Here is a 16,877-nt window from a genome sequence, read left to right as displayed (position 1 = left end):
CCGACACCGGTAGAGAACGCACGAAAAAGCCCCGGCGCCTGCGCGCCGGGGCTTTCCAGTCTAAGACGGGAACCGATTACGGCTGGAGAACGCCGTTGATCACGTGGATCACGCCGTTCGACTGCATCACGTTGGCGATGGTCACGGTGGCGGTGCTGCCCTTGGCGTCGGTCACGTAGAGCTTCTTACCCTTGGACTGGATCACCAGGGGCTCACCCTCGACGGTCTTGAGCTGGGCTTCGCCGCCGCCATCCTTGACGAGCTTCATCAGATCCCTGCCGGTGTAGACGCCCGGGACCACGTGATAGGTCAGGATCTTGGTGAGCGTCGCCTTGTTCTCGGGCTTCACCAGGGTCTCCACCGTGCCGGCGGGCAGCTTGGCGAAGGCGGCGTTGGTGGGAGCGAACACCGTGAATGGGCCAGGGCTGGCGAGCGTGTCGACGAGGCCGGCGGCCTTCACGGCGGCGACCAGCGTGGTGTGGTCCTTCGAGTTCACCGCGTTCTCGACGATGTTCTTAGAGGCGTACATCGGTGCGCCGCCGACCATCGGATTCTTGGCGAAGGCTGCGGCCGGAACGGCGGCGCCGAGGGCGAAGGCAAGGGCGACGGTGGCGGCGGCACGCACGGCGAGCGGGCGACGGACGGTGGTCTGGGTCATGGCGTCATTTCCTCTTCGATCCCTGCGCAGGAGCAGGGTGTCAGGTCGCCTTACGGAGCGCGGATGCGAAAAGTTTCCGCTGCGGCGTTTTTCGACATGCCAGCGCTCGCGACGTGGCGGAGACCGGACGAAGAGAAGGACACAGAGTCAGAGAGATTGCCTCTGTGCCCACGAAAAAGCCGTCCGACCCAAGGGTCGAACGGCTCATCCTTGGCGGACCGACCACGGAGCCGGAGCTCCGTAGCCGAATTGCCGGGATCAGTACTTGCGGATGATCGGAGCGGCCGAAGCGACGACCGGGGTCGGCGAGTACAGCGGAACGATCAGGCGGAACCAGCCCTCGGTGGTGTCGGAGCGGCGAACCGCCGACGCGACGGTGTGGGCGACGTAGGCCTGAGCCGTGAACATGCCGAAGTCGTAGCCGATGAGGCCGCCGAGCGAGAAGTTGCCGCGGTTGCCGGCAGCCAGGCTGAACTGGCTGATATCGAAGTTGTAGGTACCATAACCGATGGCGCCGATTTCGAACTTACCGAACTTCTTGGTCGCGGTCAGGTCGAGGTTGAGCGAGTCGGAGATGATGAACGGACCACGGAGGCCGAAGGTGTTGTTGCCGCCGAAGGTGGCCGGCGAGTCGTAGATGTTCGCGGTCAGGTTGGCGGTCAGGTTGTAGCCTTCGCCGGTGTAGCTGGCGGCGACGCCCATGCGGTAGGTGTTCGAAGCGAGCTGGCCGAGGACCGGAGCACCGAGGAGCTGGCCGCCGTTGCTGACGAGAACGCCGCGGTCGCCGTTGAGCTCGTTGAGGTAGACACCGCCGAGCAAGCTGACGCCGAAGTTGTTGCCGAGATCGAAGGCCCAGATGCCGCCGACGAAGGTACCGACGTTGATCGAGAGATCACGGGCACCGTTCGGGCCGCTGTTCTTGCCGAAGGCGAACACGGTCGGGGGAGCGACGAGCAGCTCGACGCGGCCACCGAACGGAACGAACGGGGTCGACCACACCAGCACCGGAACGTTGACGCCGACATCAACGCTGCCAGGACCGTTGTTCTGGTTGCTGCGGTACACGAAGGTGTTCAGCGCATAGATGCCCTCGGGCAGCGGAGCGCCGGTGGCCAAGCCGACCTGCTCACCGGGAACCGTGGTCGTCTGAGCGAAAGACGCGGTAGCGGACATGCCGACCGCAAGCGACACCGCTCCGGCGGCGAGCCAGTTCTTCAACATTTTCTATTCCTTCCCAAGGATTTCAGGCGTCCGCCACGCAGCCTTCCGCACCATTCTGCCGGTCCGCCGCTTGATCGCGGCTTGTTTGCACCCGGTGCGGGAGGCCCCCCTTGCGGCCCAAGTTCATGTCTCAACGTCGAGAACTATTCTACATGATGATCCGGAAGGACAGGGGGATGCTTGGAAACGGGGCAGTTCCAACCCAACCGTTGCGCAAAAGCCGCAATTTGGACGCAACGCAGCATAAGGTTTTGTTAACCTTTGAAACCTGGTCCAGCACTTATTCGAAGCTGACGAATACGGCTTTGTGAAAAATAGCGCTGAATGCTCAAGCTGTTGCCGGCCAAGGCCAAGATCGGGACAATCGCGCAATACGGTCTCGACTTTCGCGCAAGGTATCGCCGCGGCCACGCGCCCTTTCGCGCGGCGGCGCACCGGCGATGCGGTGCGAAACCGGTTCGAGCCCGTTCGGCGCCCTCGATCGGGCGAATCAGTCGAAGGCGGCCGCCCCGAAGATTTTCGGTGTTGCTATTCTGCGGCAGCGCGGCCCTTCATCGGCGCCACCAAGGCCGGGCGCCGGGCCAGCACGTCGCGCAGGAAGCGGCCGGTATGGCTCGCCTTCGATTTTGCGATCTGCTCCGGCGTGCCTTCAGCCACGACCATGCCACCGCCATCGCCGCCCTCGGGCCCCATGTCGATCACCCAGTCGGCGGTCTTGATCACCTCGAGGTTGTGCTCGATCACCACGACGGTGTTGCCCTGATCGACGAGTTCGTGGAGCACCTCCATGAGCTTGGCGACGTCGTGGAAGTGCAGACCCGTCGTCGGCTCGTCGAGGATGTAGAGGGTGCGGCCGGTGGCCCGCTTCGAGAGCTCCTTGGAAAGCTTCACCCGCTGCGCCTCGCCGCCGGACAGGGTGGTCGCCTGCTGGCCGACCTTGACGTAGCCGAGGCCGACGCGGGCCAGGGTCTCCATCTTCTCGCGGATGCTCGGGACGGCCTTGAACAGGTCGGCGGCCTCCTCGACGGTCATGTCGAGGACATCGGCGATGGAGCGCTCGCGGTACTTCACTTCCAGAGTCTCGCGGTCGTAGCGGCGGCCCTTGCACACGTCGCAGGTGACGTAGACGTCGGGCAGGAAGTGCATCTCGATCTTGATGACGCCGTCGCCCGAGCAGGCCTCGCAGCGGCCGCCCTTCACGTTGAAGGAGAAGCGCCCGGCCTGATACCCGCGCGCCTTGGCCTCGGGCAGCCCAGCGAACCAGTCGCGGATCGGGGTGAAGGCACCGGTATAGGTCGCCGGGTTGGAGCGCGGGGTGCGCCCGATCGGCGACTGGTCGATATCGATGACCTTGTCGAGGTGCTCCAGCCCGTCGAGGCGATCGAACGGGGCCGGATGTTCCATCGCGCCGTTGAGGGTCTTGGCCACCGACTTGTAGAGCGTGTCGATGATCAGGGTAGACTTGCCGCCCCCCGAGACGCCCGAGACGCAGGTGAACGTGCCGAGTGGGATCTCGACGGTGACGTCCTTCAGATTGTTGCCGCGCGCGCCCACCAGCGTGAGCTTGCCCTTCTTCGGCTTCCTGCGCGCGGTGGGTACCCGCACGCTCATCTCGCCGGTGAGGTACTTGGCGGTGAGCGAGTCCGGGTTCTTCAGGACCTCCGCCGGCGTACCCTGCGCGATGATCCGTCCGCCATGGATGCCGGCGCCCGGGCCGACATCGACCACGTAATCGGCCTGCAGGATCGCGTCCTCGTCGTGCTCGACGACGATCACGGAGTTGCCCAGATCGCGCAGGCGCTTCAGCGTCCCGAGCAGGCGCTCGTTGTCGCGCTGATGCAGGCCGATGGAGGGTTCGTCCAGCACGTAGAGGACGCCGGTGAGGCCCGAGCCGATCTGCGAGGCGAGGCGGATGCGCTGGCTCTCGCCGCCCGACAACGAGCCCGAGCCACGCGCGAGGGTGAGGTAGTCGAGGCCGACATCCACCAGGAAGGTCAGTCGATCGCGAATTTCCTTGAGGATGCGGAAGGCGATCTCGTTCTGCTTCGGGGTCAGCTTGTCCGGCAGATCGCTGAACCAGCGATGGGCATCGCGCACGGAGAGGGCGGTGACCGTGCCGATATCCGCCATGGCGATCTTGACCGACAGCGCTTCGAGCTTGAGCCGCTTGCCGCCACAGGTGGCGCAGGGCGTCTCGCTCATGAACCGCGAGATATCCTCGCGGGACGCGTCGCTCTCGGTCTCCTTGTAGCGCCGCTCCAGGTTCGGGATCACACCCTCGAACGGCTTGTTGACCTCGTAGGCGCGCATGCCGTCGTCATACGAGAAGCGGATCGCCTCCCGGCCGGTGCCTTGGAGGATCACGGTCCGAGCGGTCTCGGGCAACTCGGCCCAGGCCACGGTGGTCTTGAAGCCATAATGCTTGGCGAGCGCGTCGAGCGTCTGCCCGTAATAGGGTGAGGTCGATTTCGCCCAGGGGCCGACGGCACCGCGCTTGAGGCTGAGGCGCACGTCGGAGATCACGAGCTCGGGGTCGATCCGCATCTCGTGGCCGATGCCGCCGCAGGTCTGGCAGGCGCCGAACGGGTTATTGAACGAGAAGAGTCTTGGCTCGATCTCCGCGATGGTGAAGCCGGAGACCGGACAGGCGAAGCGCGAGGAGAAGGTGATCGCCTCGCGGACCTCTTCACCCTCGGGGGTGTCTGCGAACTCGACCAGCGCGATCCCGTCGGCGAGTTCCAGCGCGGTCTCGAACGAATCGGCCAGCCGCGCGGCGATATCGGCCCGCACCACGATGCGGTCCACCACCACGTCGATGTCGTGCTTGAGCTTCTTGTCGAGCTTCGGCGCATCGTCGATGGCGCAATACTCGCCGTCGACGCGCAGACGCTGGAAACCCTTCTTCTGGAACTCGGCGATTTCCTTGCGGTATTCGCCCTTGCGCCCGCGCACCACGGGGGCGAGCAGATAGAGCCGGCTCTTTTCGGGGAGCGCCAGGACCCGGTCCACCATCTGGCTGACGGTCTGGCTCTCGATCGGCAGGCCGGTGGCGGGGGAGTACGGGATGCCGACCCGCGCCCAGAGCAGGCGCATGTAATCGTAGATCTCGGTGACGGTACCCACCGTCGAGCGCGGGTTTTTCGAGGTGGTCTTCTGCTCGATGGAGATCGCCGGCGACAGCCCGTCGATCTGGTCGACATCGGGCTTCGACATCATCTCGAGGAACTGCCGGGCATAAGCCGACAGTGATTCGACGTAGCGGCGCTGACCCTCGGCATAGATGGTGTCGAAGGCCAGGGACGACTTGCCGGATCCCGACAGACCGGTGAACACCACGAGCTTGTCGCGCGGGATGATCAGATCGACGTTCTTGAGATTGTGCTCGCGTGCGCCCCGCACCGAGATGACCCGCGAATCGCGGGCGCCGTCGAATAGCTTCTCGATATCCGCTTCGATCTCGGCCGCATTTCGGGCGGCCGTGGATTGCGTGGATGCCGTCGATTGCTTGGCGGCTTTGGCTTTGGCCATGAAATCTCTTCGCGGTCGTGTCGGTGCGCCCTCGGGCATCGGGCAGGTCGGTCCGCCGACCTGACGGCATGTCGGGCGCACCGGGTCCGCGGGCAAGGGACCACCCCGGCAAGATACGCGCCGGGAACCCTGTCCGTCCGCCTCCGCGACTAGAACAAAAAGCGTACGGCGACAATATCGCGCTGGAATCCGGCACCGTCCGGCACACCGAGATGGATCGCCGCACCCATGAAGCCAATGGTGGAAGATGAGAGCCGGTCGAGCGCATGGATGCGCGGATTGTTCAGTCGCACGCTGTTCGCACCGCACCGGAAGGTTGGCGGCTTCGTCGTTCCGGTGCGCGCGGTCTGACCGGACGCAAAATAGCCTCCGGCCACGAAAGTCGGGGGCTGTCGCACTTGGACAGTGACGGTCTTCAGCGCGCCTCGAACGCCGCGGGCTCCATCTTCCACGGATTGATCACCCGCATCGCCGTCACTTCGGACGGGGTGGGCTCGGTGGTGGCGGGCATCAGCGAGCGGACCCGGGCCATGGCCTTGCGCGCCGCGTCGGCCGGCATCGCGCCCACCGGCATCGTCATGGCGGCGAGCTTCAGGCGGGTCTGGCGATCGACGAAATCGGAGCGTCCGACAGCCTCGAAATCACGCGGCGCATGAGACCCATCGGTCCGCCCAACGAACACCTTTATGCCGTCCTTGAGCACGACGATGTCGCCAGGCCGAAGGGTCTCGTCCTTCAAGAAAGCAGCGGCGGCCCCGGCCTTCATATCGAGGGGCTTCTGACGATCGGCCACCCGCAACTGCAGCGGCTCGGCATTGTGCAGGGCGGCGTAGCGGATGCGCAGATGACGCCGGCTCACCGAAGCTCGTCGAAGCGAGCGCCGGGCATAGCTGCCCCCGTCATCCTGGCCCTGGACGGCGGGTGCCATCTGCTGCACCGGACGCTGTGGCGCAAAGAGGCGCTCGAACAGGCTCATCGGCGCATCTGCCGTTTGCGCAGAGGCAGGCAAGCCGACCAACAGAAGCATGCCGGCCGAGGCGAGGAGAAATGCGGATGCAGACGAGGGGCGAAACATCGGCATCGGACTCTCCGGCGTCGGTCCCCGGCGGTCACCTGGACTTCTCCACAACCTGCACTCAACCTGAACAGTTCCCGACCGAATGGCCGATGATTAAGATTTCTTTAACGAATTCTCCGAAACACTTTGCAAGCCCGTTTCGCGATGCCGCCGCGCGCGGATTCGCGCCATCCGGAAATGCCAAGTGGTGACGCAAACCGGCCTGCTCGTCCCACGCCCACATCAGGTGGAGGCGACCCGCGCCATCCTAGCCGCCCGTGCCGCCGGCCGGCCCGGTTTCCTGCTTGGCGACATGACCGGGCTGGGCAAGACGCTCTCGGTCTGGGCCGCCGTGGCGGCGATGCCCGAGCGCGAGGTGCTGATCCTGTGTCCGAAGGGGGCGATGCCGCAATGGCGCCGCACCATCGCTCTGGCCGGCCTCGACGCGAAAGCGGTGACGCTGACGAACTACGAGCGCACCAAGGCCCTGATGGCGCCGCCGCCGGCCGGCAACCGTCGTTCGACGCGGGCGAAGAACAACGCGCTGGCGCGGCACGGCAGCCCGAAACGCATCTGGCCGATCGTGGTGTTCGACGAGAGCCATCGCATCCGCAACCCTTACGCCCAGCAGAGCCTCGTCTGCCGGCAAATGGCCGATGCGGCGGCCTTCACGGTGTATCTCAGCGCCACGGCGGGGCAGGCTCCCCACGAGCTGTCCTATCTCGGTCGCCTGCTCGGCCACGCGGCGGACGCCCCCACCGAGACGCTCGCCGATTTTCGCGACTTGATGAAACGCCTCGGGATCGGCCGGGCCAAGGGGCGCTGGACCAACTGGTCGTGGGAGGCCAATCCGCGCGACTGCGCGGTGATGGCCGACCTGCTGTTCAAGGGCGCCCGCGCCATTGGCCTGCGCCGGCGCCCCGGCGACATCGCCGGCTGGCCCGAGGTGCAGCGCGAGCTGGCCCCGGTGGCGCTGAGCCCGGAAGCGCGCCGTCTGTACGACGCCACATGGCGTGAATTTCGGCGAGAATGGGGGCTGCTCGGCGGAAGTACCCGCAAGCCCTCCGGCTGGGCGGCGGACCTGCGCTTTCGCCAGAAGGCGAGCCTGTTGCGGGTGGCCGGCACGGCGGCCTTCGCGGACCTTCTGCTGGACGAAGGCCACCAGATCGCGATCTCGGTGGCCTTCCTCGAAACCGGCGCGGCCCTCGTCGAGGCGCTGACCACCGCCGGCTGGCAAAGCGGGACGATCACCGGCGAGCGCTCCGGCGAAGCCAACGAGGCCACCCGGCTCGCCTTCCAGACCGGGGCGCTCGACGTGGTGGTGTTCACCGTCACGGAATCGATCTCGCTTCACGCCGGCGAGATGCCGGGCGGAGACCGCGCCCGAGCGCTGATCGTCCACGACCTGCGCCACAGCGCGATCCAGCTCGCCCAGATCGAAGGTCGGTGCCACCGCGACGGCCAGAAGGCGACGATCTACTACGCGCTCGCCGAAGAGACCGTGGAGGAGACCATCGCAGCAACGGTGGTGGGCCGCATGGCCTCGATGGAGGCGATGGCCGGAGAGGACACGACGCTCCTCGATGCCATCGCGGCCGCCATCGGGCGGGAGGACGGCGACGGCGTCCAGACGTCCGCGCTGGGGGCAACGGCCTAAAGCGTCATGCCGCCCGGGAACACGGCCGGTAGAACCCGGTTGCCGCACTTAGAGTGATCACTGCCCGACCGCCGAGGATTCCATGCGCCAACCTCCTGCCCCCGGCCTGCGGACGCTCCTGGCCGACGGGCTCCGCCATGGCGGCGATCTGTTCAGCCAGGAGATGACGCTCCTGCGGCAGGAGACCGACGGCAACATCCGGGCGATCCTCGGCCTGACCGCACGCTTCGGCACCGTGGCCATGCTGGTGCTCGCCGCCCTGGTGTCGCTCCTCGTCGCTCTGGTGAAGACAGTCGCCGCACTGACCGGGTCCGACATCATCGCATCGCTGATCGTCGGGACTCCGTTCGCTGGCGCCGCCGTCGCGCTGATGGTGCTGGGCCTACGCCGGATGTCGCGCAAAAACCTCTACCCGCGTCGCTTCGAACGGCAGGTCGAGAAGGATGTCGAGATGGTCGCGCGGAGCTGAGCGCCGACCCATCAACGCTTCTTGCCGAGCTCCGACGCGATGTCCTTGACCATGCGGCCGACCTTGCGATGGGCGGAGGTCAACTGGTCCTGGGTCACGCCCCAGCGCTTCATCCAGTGCTCGACCGCCTTGCGCTCAGAGAGGTCGAGGCGGTCCTTGTCGATGAACCCGCGTTTGTCTTTCAGGCCTGCCATGCTCGTTCCTCTCCGGACGCCGTGCTGTCGGCGCCCGGGCCGGGCAGGTCAAGCGGCCCGGCCGCAAGCCCCGCCTTCGGGCGCTACGGCGCCTTCTGAAGCTGACCGCGAATCTCGCCCTTCGGATTCGCCGCCGTGTGCACGTTGAAATAGACCTTGCCGGCCAGGAGATCGGCCGCCTTCGCATCGTCGAGGGTCGCCGAACCGGAGAACGGGCTGGTCATCGCCGGTGCCGGCACGAGTACGCCGGCATTGTCCCCAGCACCGGCCGGGCCATGGAAATGCGCCGCCGTCGCAGGTCCGGTGAGGCCGGTGTAGGTGCCGGTCCAGGACAGCATCTTGCCCGCGGGATCGTAGGTCGCGGTGACGGTGCCTGTGCCCTTGCTGGAGGTCGCCGGAGCCTCGCTGGCGCCGTCGAGGGCTGCCTTGAAGGTCATGGTTTCGCCAGCCGCGTAGGCCGGAAGGAAAGAAACGGACAGGGCGAGAGCGGCCAAACCGCACCGATATGCGTGGATCATGGGATCCTCCTATTGGCCGGGCGGAAACGACCCGGCCTCGAAGACATAGGCGGATCGCTTTTCCCGACCATACCGAACTCTTACGCGGGGACGCACGATGTCTCGACCGGCCGCAGGGCAGCGGCGCGGCGCAGGCCCGGGGAAGCTGGCCTTGGGTGGCGCACCGCACCGACACGCGCCGACGCGCGGCCTCGCATCACTCGGCAACATTGGATCGTACTGCAGAAACATCGGCCGCTTAAGGCTCCGGCATCCCATCGGGCCCAAGGAGAGCCATGATCATGAAACGCCTCGCCGCCGCCGGCCTCGTCACCGTTCTGACCACCGCGATCTGCGTTGCCGAACCCGGACCGGGTGGACCGCAGAACCCGCCGCCGCAAACCCCCGGCATGGCCGATGGCGGACGCCCCGACGGGCCGCGCCGGGGATCGCCCGATGGCGAGCGAGAGGGCGGCTGGCGTCATCATCCGCCGATGATCGGTATGAAGGGCGCCCACCTCCGCTTCCGGCGCGGCGAGGCGGCCATCGATTTCAAGTGTGCGGCGGACGACACCACCAAGGCCTGCGTCGACGCCCTGATGCCCCTGGTGGACAAGCTGCTTCAGGTGCGCTGAGCCGGCGGAGCAAGGGGCAGGGCGACTTGCGGATCAGGACCGACTCCGGGGCGATCCGGAGGCTGTCCTATCGGCACCACCATCGCGGGCAGGTGACGTTGGCCGAGGCTAGCGAACGCAAAAACACCCTACGGCGGTGGCCGATACGCTCGGGCGGGCAATTCCTTAGCCAGGATGTCGTCCATCTCCGTACGGTTCGGTGCCGGCTTCGGAACCGACATCATCGGATTGGACAGGCCGGGGCTCGCATCGGTGATGTAGCGCGGCGCCTGTCCGGAGACGGCGGGTGCGGGCGCCGGGACGATCGGCGACGGCTGCGACGAGGTGGGGGGCGGAAGGACGTAGCGCTGGGCCTCGACCGCGCGCTCCGGCGCGGCGCGCCGGGCCGAGACAGCCTTGGGCGCCTCGGTTCCCGGCCGGTCCATGGCGCCCGGCGCGCTCGCTCCGAGCATCCTGCCGTCGGGGACACCCGGCCCGGGTGCATCGGTGGCGGCAGCCTCGGGGTTCGGTGCGGGAGGCCGGGCCGGCGCGCTGGCGCGCCGCACCCGACGCGGCGCACGCTCCTGCGCAACGCGGGCAGTCTCCGGATCGGTCGAGAGTGTCATGCGCTCCACGGACGCGGCGAGGTCCGCGACGGTGGCGGTTCCGGTCCGACACAGCTTGATCCGCACCGAGGCCGCAGTTTCCGTGCTGTCACCGAAAAACGCATTCGGTCGGCGCCGGGCGCCAGCCCGACCGGCCGACATGTCGATCCATTGCCACGCGAAGAGACAGTCGCTGCCGAGGGCCAATCCGACCGGTCCGTAGGCGTTGCTGTGTGCCGTCGTGACGACGCGCATGACCTCGCCGGGAAAGCGCGCGCGGAGTTCCGCCGCGATTCCGCTTCGGCTCGGCTTCGTCATGCTGACGGCGGACCCGAAACTCGAGCCGTTGCCGCCGTTGCGAATGGTGACCTCGGCGACGCCGCGCTGGCCGCCCGCGAAGGTGATGCGCTGTGCGAACCCGTCGCGAAACCCGGTCTGCGCCACGTCGGCGACGGGGCCGGCCCCGGGAAGGTTGAGGGCGGCGCCACTGGATCCCGCCGTGGCGGGCGTGACGAGGAGGGCGGCGAAGAGGGTGGCCAGACCGAAGCGAAGGTCACGCATCATGGCTGCTGCCCGGTTCCAGCTTCGGCGGAGGCACGGTTGGCCGATCGCGCTCCGGGAACCGAAAACCGCTCGGTCTCGGGCATCGAGCGGTCGCCGTCGTTGCGGCTGCGCGCGGCCTGCTGGTCCTGCCACACGGTCCCTGCCGGAGGATCGGCCAACGTGGTCGCCTGAGTCCCACCGCTATAGCTCGGCAGCAGCGCGAAGCCGTAGCGCTCGTACGGCATCGTTCCGGCACCGGGGACGCGACGGGCCACGAGAGAGGGCGTACCGACCACCGGCTCGGCCAAAGCGGTCCCCGACACACGCTCGGCCAGGGCGCGGGAAGCGGAAGCGGGGGCATAGCGAAGCGGATTGTCGTAGGCGACGGCGAGGGGAAACTCGCTGCGCTGGACCGGCAGCGGCCTGACCTGGCCGCCTGCCGAGAGATCGGGCTTGGGCACGCGCCCATAGGCGGCGCCGACACGGGCAGGCGCCGGCATGGCGGCGGTGGGCGCAGCGGCCGCCTGGCGTGGGTTGCCCGGCGGCGTGGCCGCCACGCTGCAGGACATCGGCGGCCCGTCCGGCGCTTCACGGAAGAGAAGGTCCACCACCTTCGGGAACAGCCCATCGTAGCGGTTGACTGTCTCAAGATAGTCGCGCGTCCGCTTCAGGCGCTGAAGCGACAAGGCATAGCCGAAGACCGTGGATTCGCTGGGAAACCACGCGACCCCGTGCTGAAACCATTCGAGCGCCGACTCGAACTGGCACGAATTGTAGGCGTACCAGCCGAGCGCCTGCGCGCCCTCGCCGGAGGCCGAGGCGAGCGTGACCTTGGCGTAGCGGCTGATCCGGTCGAGGTCGATGAAGGGCGGGTTGGCTTGGGTGAGCTTGCGCTCCATCAGGTCGATGAAGAGGATGTTGTTGCCGACGTACTTGTCCCGCCAAGCGAAGGCGACTTCCTCGGCCTCGCGCAGCATGCCGAGCTCGCGCAGGGTATGGGCGAGCCCGTGCGCGATCATGGCGTCGCCACCGCGCGCGATAGCGAGCTTGAACCAGTCCAGCGCCTCCCGGAATTGGTGGCGCTTGTAGGCGTACCAGCCGAGAAGCCCGGTCTGGGTCGGATCGCCGGACTTGCGGGCCTGGACCTGCAGGGCGACGAGGTCGGCGGGCAAGGGCTCCTGGGCCGGCTCGTCGTGCAGGAACGCGACGATGCGCGCCCGGGTGATGTCGATGGCGATACGCCGGAATTCGGAACCGCCATCCGAATCCATGCGCCCGAGCGCGATCAGTTGCTCGGCCCGGGCCATGGGCAGGTTGCTCATGGCCTTCTGGATGGTGGCGAGGCGTGCGCCCGTATCGTTGCTGGTATCGAGGACGGACTTGTAGAGCGCGTAGGCCTCGGACGTGACCTCCTCGGCGGCGAGCGCATCGGCGGCGGTCCAGATGCTCTCAACGTCGCCGGGATCGAGGGCGGTCGGATCGGCCCGGTAGAGCGCGATGATGTCGGGGTTGCGTTGCGCCAGCGCCAGGGCCTTGAGCCGGCTGCGGAAGCCCGCGCGACGGAGCTTGCGCGCAAGCTCGTCCGAGGGTTGCCAGCTCGGGTCGATGGCGCGCCGCGCCGTGATCGCGGCGTTCAGGTCGTCGAAGCGGCCCGCCGTGAACAGGTCCCACAGCGGGGCCTCTTCGGGCGGACTCGGCTGAAGGGTGTCGAGGTCGGTGGGCTCGGTCCAGCCCGGATAGAGCTGCTTCAGCCGGGCGGCCTCGGCCTTCATCCGCGCCGTCTGCTTCTGCGAGGCGTAGTAGCGCAGCGCGCTCTCGTCGACCATGCCGGCGGCGGCAGAGCCGCTCGGATCCGCGATGATCGCGGGCGCGCGAGTCGTATCGTCGACGGTCTCCCGTCGTAGACCGGCCTGCGTCTCCGGCCGGCCTTGGGCGTTCGCGGGCGCGATTCCGCTCGCGCAGCACAGGAGCGCGACACCGCACAGGAGCCGGCGGCGGACAGCGCGGCGTCCGTGAGAGGGGATCCGCATCGGTGGGCGGCCTATCGCTTCTGACATGACGGCTCCCTCATCTGCAGCGCGGCCATGGCCAGGAGATGCAGCGTCGTCGGATAGTAGTTCTCGTTGTCCCGGACCTGGCCGAAGCTCGCGGGCAGGGCCGTGTCCTTCACGGCGCACAGCAACATGGCTGACAGGGCCGCGTAGCCGTTCTCGCCGAGCCACTCGACGGTGCGTCCGTCAGCGGTATCGACGATGGGCAGGCGCTCCCGATCGGGTCCCGACCACAGGGCGACGAACGGCTCGTAATCGTCCCGGCGGCCCACGGCCGCCCAGACCATGTACAGGGGAATCCGGATCGCGTTGTAGGAGAACAGCGGCGGAAAGCCGTCGGCGGGCCGCGGCTGCTCGCCCTTCAGGGAGATCCACTCCGTCGGGAGATTGGCCGAACCGAACCGGGCGCGCCGCAGGAGCTGGAGCCCGCTGCGGGTCAGCGCCGCCCAATCGTATTCCGGCGCCACGATCGGCAACCGGGCGAAGGCCGGAAACACCCAATAGGACAGGTTGATCAAGGGTCCATCGGCGCGCTCGGACGCGGAGAACCCCTGGACTGCCGGCAGCAGCAACGCCCCGTTGCGGTCCTTGAACAGGATGGTCCGGCGCCCGACCTCGACGGCGATGCGCCGGGCCGCCACGCGGTAGGAGGCGTCGTCCCACGCCTCGGCCGCCTCCGTGAGCGCCCAGGCGACGAGGATGTCCCCGTCGGAAGCGTCGTTGAGGTCGGCCACGGCCGGCCGCTTGCCGGGCTCCCAGCGCCAAGCCAGCAGCGCGTCGGGACGCACCATGAGGTTGCCGCGGGTCCAGCCCCAGATCCGCTCGAAGGTGGCCCGGTCGTTGGCCGCCACCGCCAGGAGCATGCCGTAGCCCTGGCCCTCGCTATGGCTGATCATGCCGTTGGCGGTATCGACCACCCGGCCGGCCTCGGTGACGAAGCGGCTCCGATAGAGGCGCCAGGCCTCGACGTCCTTGAGGGCGCCGACGAGTGCCGGAGCGTTGGCGGAGGACGGCATCGCTGGCCCAGTGACCGTCGGCGCCGACGGGATCGCGGTGGCGGGCGGGACGGAGGAGGGGAGGTCCGGTGTCATCTGGGCGCGCGGCGACAGTCCCTGAGCAGGAAGATCTTGTGCCATGGCACCGGCGATCCCGAGCGACAGCACGATCGCGCATGTCCCGCTCATGAGGCTGGCGCGCGTGCTGGCCTTGAGACGCGTCGCGGCGGCGTGGAGGCGTCTCATCGGTTCCTCCGGCCGACATTGCGGACCATTACTGTGGTGCTCAGGCCGAGGCAGAGCGCCAATCCGAGCGCGAGCGCGACGTAGAAGATCGGATTCATCGAGAGCCATCCGGCCGCGACGAGGCGCAGGTTGGAGACGGAGCGGTCCTGCGTCGCGATGAGCCGGACGCTGTCGGGTTCGATCGTGTCGAGACGCCCATCGGCGGCATTGAGGAAGGCGAAGCGCCCCCCGACCTTCGACCACACCTCCGGGTCGATGAGACAGGCCACCGACGCCTTCAGCAGGATCGCGTTGGGGGCCGTGACCAGCGTCGTGGTGTCGTCGAAGCTGTCGTTCGCGCCCTGCGTGGAGAGGAAGCCCTGCGCCAGGACGAGCGAAGCGCTCGGGGGCACGTTGAGCGATTTGACCGGCTCACCGGAATCGAGCCATCCGCGGGACTCGCCGAGGAGATCGCGAAAGGTCGAGGAGGCCCGCTCGACCATGTCTCCGGCCGCTTCCACCAGCGGATGGCGGGTGCGGAGGGTTTCATCCCACTTCGTGGCGAGGTCGCCGTCAAAGGTCGCGCGGGTGACGGCGGGGCGTCCGTCCGCCGGCGAAGAGGAGGACGCGGCGCGCGGCGGCACCGGGCCGGCGACCCGCAGTGTCAGGTCCGGTAGACTGCAACGCGGCGGCACGTTGCGGCGCATCCGGTCGAGGGTCGGTGCCGGTACCGAGCCGGACTGTCCCGACGCACGGCTGGTCTCGGCCCGCGCCTCCCAGATCCGCCGGACCTGATCCGGATCGAGTCCGAGGCCGGAGAGGGAGGCCGGTGCGAGGGATCGCACCGGTGCGACGATGAGGGTGGCGCCGGTGCCGCTCTGCGTCTCGTTGGCGAGTTCGAAATCGATCATTCGCCCGGCGGCGCTCGCGAGGCGCGCCGCCATCATCGCACCCGCCGCGACGGTGTCGCGATCGAGGGTCGGCAGGACGATGCGCGGGCGCCGCCGACCTTCGACGAACGGGACCGCGCCGCTGGTGGTGGCGGCGAGGTCCGGGACCTTGGCGGTCCGCGCCAGGTTGGGGATGCTCAGGCTGGTCCGGTCGAGGAACAGGAAGCGCTCGCGCTTGAGATCTGGGCCGCCGAGCCCGCAGGTTGCATCGGCGGGAACCGGCACCTGCGCCGCGATGTCGACCCGGTTCAGGCCGGGCCGCCACAGACTCAGGGGGAGGGGGATGGTGTTGTTCTCGAACACCTCGCCACGGGTCTGCGGCAGCGGCACGCTGGCCGCGTTGCGCCCGTTAAGATCGACGAGGATGCGCGCCTCGGGAGCCAGGCCGGAGGCGTAGGCGCCGGCGAGGTTGAGCATCACCTTCCCGTAATCGGCGGGCAGGAAGTCCGCCGGGAGATGGACGTCGAAGCTGGTGCGCAGGAGACGGCCGGAGAATTCCCGCGTCGAGACCCCGAGGCTCTGGAGCGGCACCCGGTCTCCGCTCGTCACCGCGACGCCGCGCAGGAGCGCAGCGGCCTTGAGACCACGCGAGGTTCCGTAAGGCTCGGTGCCGCGCGCCAGGATCGCGATGGCCGCCTCGACCTCGTCGTAGCTCGTGCCGCTGACCACGAGGGTCGGCGCACGGTCCTCCCGCGGCGGCAGCATCGCGAGCTTGGGGCCGGTGACCGGACCGATCGACTCCAGGTCGGGCGAGCCGCGCAATTCGCTCGCGGTTCCGACGAGCAGGTTGATACCGGCCCGGCCGGGCATCAGCGGACCGAACTCCACGATCGGCCGGGCGATGCGCCCGACGAGCCCGATCGCCTCCACCGCGTGGAATATCCGCTCGAGGCGCGGCAGGCTCGGCTTGTCGTTGACCACCACCCGGACCGGAAGGGCCCCGCTGTCGTCGGGCTCGAGAGCCGCCAGGTCCTTCAGTTCGATGCCGCCGGCGGCGACGGGCGGTACCACGAGGCCGGAGCGCGACGGATCGATCTGGGTCCAGAGTTCGTAGGTGGCATCAAGGGAGCAATCGACACGGTGGCGCTGGCTCGCCGACAGGTCGATGGCGTTGTAGCCGAGCTTGAGGCTGCCTTCGGGCAGCTCGAACTCCACCACCTTCACCGCGCCCGGCGCCTGGATGCGGGTGCGCCCGACGACGATGCCGTTGACGCTGGCGACGAGCTCGGAGGCTTCGGGCGCCACCGAGATCGCGGACAGATAAGACACCCTGAGGCGCGGACGCCCCCGGCTCTGCGCTTCCGTCACGTAGACGGGGAAGCGCAGGGCATCCTCCTCACCCTCCAGGCGGAAACCGCCGGTGGTGGCGGGCAGGCGCCGGGCCGGAGCGCTGGTGGTGAGAACCGGCTGGCGCAGGGGATCGGCGGGGATCGCGGCACGCGGGCCGGATTCCGGAGCGGCCGCGCGGCGCAAGGCATTGCCCGAGGGCGGCACGGTGAGGCGCTCGGTGGGACCGCCTGCGCCGACGAAGCTCTGCGCGCCGGCGCTGGGCGCCTGTGCCAGAACCCCGAGCGCGACGAGGCGAAGTGTGATGGTCGCAACGCGCATGCTGG

The 16,877-nt window shown here is 68.2% G+C and carries 14 protein-coding genes; 3 read left to right on the top strand and 11 right to left on the bottom strand.

Annotated elements, in window-relative coordinates; all coding sequences use genetic code 11:
* Window positions 1-76 precede the first annotated feature (76 nt).
* The 5 genes from G3T14_RS07145 to G3T14_RS07125 all read right to left on the bottom strand — a co-directional run bounded on the left by G3T14_RS07145 (window position 77) and on the right by G3T14_RS07125 (window position 6,383).
* On the bottom strand, window positions 77-658 hold the full coding sequence (locus tag G3T14_RS07145) for a fasciclin domain-containing protein (RefSeq protein ID WP_163641510.1): 582 nt from the start codon (window positions 656-658) through the stop codon (window positions 77-79).
* Between the two features lie 258 nt (window positions 659-916).
* On the bottom strand, window positions 917-1,879 hold the full coding sequence (locus tag G3T14_RS07140) for a transporter (RefSeq protein WP_163641508.1): 963 nt from the start codon (window positions 1,877-1,879) through the stop codon (window positions 917-919).
* 528 nt (window positions 1,880-2,407) lie between these two features.
* A complete protein-coding gene (uvrA, locus tag G3T14_RS07135) occupies window positions 2,408-5,407 on the bottom strand; it encodes an excinuclease ABC subunit UvrA (protein ID WP_163641506.1) in 3,000 nt (999 codons plus the stop codon).
* Window positions 5,408-5,556: 149 nt separating this feature from the next.
* Window positions 5,557-5,784 carry a hypothetical protein gene (locus G3T14_RS07130; RefSeq protein ID WP_163641496.1) on the bottom strand — a complete coding sequence of 76 codons (228 nt, stop codon included), beginning with the start codon at window positions 5,782-5,784 and terminating at the stop codon, window positions 5,557-5,559.
* A 38-nt stretch (window positions 5,785-5,822) separates the two neighbouring features.
* Window positions 5,823-6,383 (bottom strand): hypothetical protein, encoded by a 561-nt coding sequence (locus G3T14_RS07125; protein WP_246733022.1) that lies wholly within the window; start codon window positions 6,381-6,383, stop codon window positions 5,823-5,825.
* A 286-nt stretch (window positions 6,384-6,669) separates the two neighbouring features.
* Between G3T14_RS07125 and G3T14_RS07120 the strand changes: the two genes are divergently transcribed.
* Together G3T14_RS07120 and G3T14_RS07115 are read left to right on the top strand one after the other, a co-directional pair.
* Window positions 6,670-8,121 carry a DEAD/DEAH box helicase family protein gene (locus tag G3T14_RS07120; protein WP_163641494.1) on the top strand — a complete coding sequence of 484 codons (1,452 nt, stop codon included), beginning with the start codon at window positions 6,670-6,672 and terminating at the stop codon, window positions 8,119-8,121.
* 82 nt (window positions 8,122-8,203) lie between these two features.
* Window positions 8,204-8,590 (top strand): phage holin family protein, encoded by a 387-nt coding sequence (locus G3T14_RS07115; protein ID WP_163641491.1) that lies wholly within the window; start codon window positions 8,204-8,206, stop codon window positions 8,588-8,590.
* 11 nt (window positions 8,591-8,601) lie between these two features.
* Here G3T14_RS07115 and G3T14_RS07110 read toward each other — a convergent pair whose 3' ends face one another.
* Together G3T14_RS07110 and G3T14_RS07105 are read right to left on the bottom strand one after the other, a co-directional pair.
* Entirely contained in the window at window positions 8,602-8,784 is a 183-nt protein-coding gene (locus tag G3T14_RS07110) for a DUF3606 domain-containing protein (protein WP_163641489.1), read from the bottom strand.
* Window positions 8,785-8,867: 83 nt separating this feature from the next.
* The gene (locus G3T14_RS07105) at window positions 8,868-9,302 is read right to left on the bottom strand and encodes a CHRD domain-containing protein (RefSeq protein ID WP_204262695.1); all 435 of its coding nucleotides are present in this window, start codon (window positions 9,300-9,302) and stop codon (window positions 8,868-8,870) included.
* A 281-nt stretch (window positions 9,303-9,583) separates the two neighbouring features.
* Between G3T14_RS07105 and G3T14_RS07100 the strand changes: the two genes are divergently transcribed.
* Entirely contained in the window at window positions 9,584-9,916 is a 333-nt protein-coding gene (locus G3T14_RS07100) for a hypothetical protein (protein ID WP_163641487.1), read from the top strand.
* A 128-nt stretch (window positions 9,917-10,044) separates the two neighbouring features.
* Here G3T14_RS07100 and bcsN read toward each other — a convergent pair whose 3' ends face one another.
* The 4 genes from bcsN to G3T14_RS07080 are packed head-to-tail and all read right to left on the bottom strand — an operon-like array spanning window position 10,045 to window position 16,872.
* Complete coding sequence (gene bcsN / locus G3T14_RS07095) at window positions 10,045-11,064, bottom strand: cellulose biosynthesis protein BcsN (RefSeq protein ID WP_163641485.1); 1,020 nt, start codon at window positions 11,062-11,064, stop codon at window positions 10,045-10,047.
* Window positions 11,061-13,100: a hypothetical protein gene (locus tag G3T14_RS07090; protein ID WP_246733019.1), complete on the bottom strand. Its 2,040-nt coding sequence runs from the start codon at window positions 13,098-13,100 to the stop codon at window positions 11,061-11,063. The genes bcsN and G3T14_RS07090 overlap by 4 nt, the downstream gene beginning before the upstream one ends.
* Window positions 13,085-14,335 carry a glycosyl hydrolase family 8 gene (locus tag G3T14_RS07085; protein ID WP_246733017.1) on the bottom strand — a complete coding sequence of 417 codons (1,251 nt, stop codon included), beginning with the start codon at window positions 14,333-14,335 and terminating at the stop codon, window positions 13,085-13,087. The genes G3T14_RS07090 and G3T14_RS07085 overlap by 16 nt, the downstream gene beginning before the upstream one ends.
* Window positions 14,332-16,872, bottom strand: coding sequence for a cellulose biosynthesis cyclic di-GMP-binding regulatory protein BcsB (locus tag G3T14_RS07080; protein ID WP_246733014.1), 2,541 nt, complete (start codon window positions 16,870-16,872; stop codon window positions 14,332-14,334). Before G3T14_RS07080 ends, G3T14_RS07085 begins: the two co-directional genes overlap by 4 nt.
* Between the last annotated feature and the right edge of the window lie 5 nt (window positions 16,873-16,877).

The organism is Methylobacterium sp. BTF04 (genome assembly GCF_010692745.1).
Taxonomy (GTDB): domain Bacteria; phylum Pseudomonadota; class Alphaproteobacteria; order Rhizobiales; family Beijerinckiaceae; genus Methylobacterium.
This window is presented reverse-complemented; position numbering and strand designations above follow the sequence as displayed.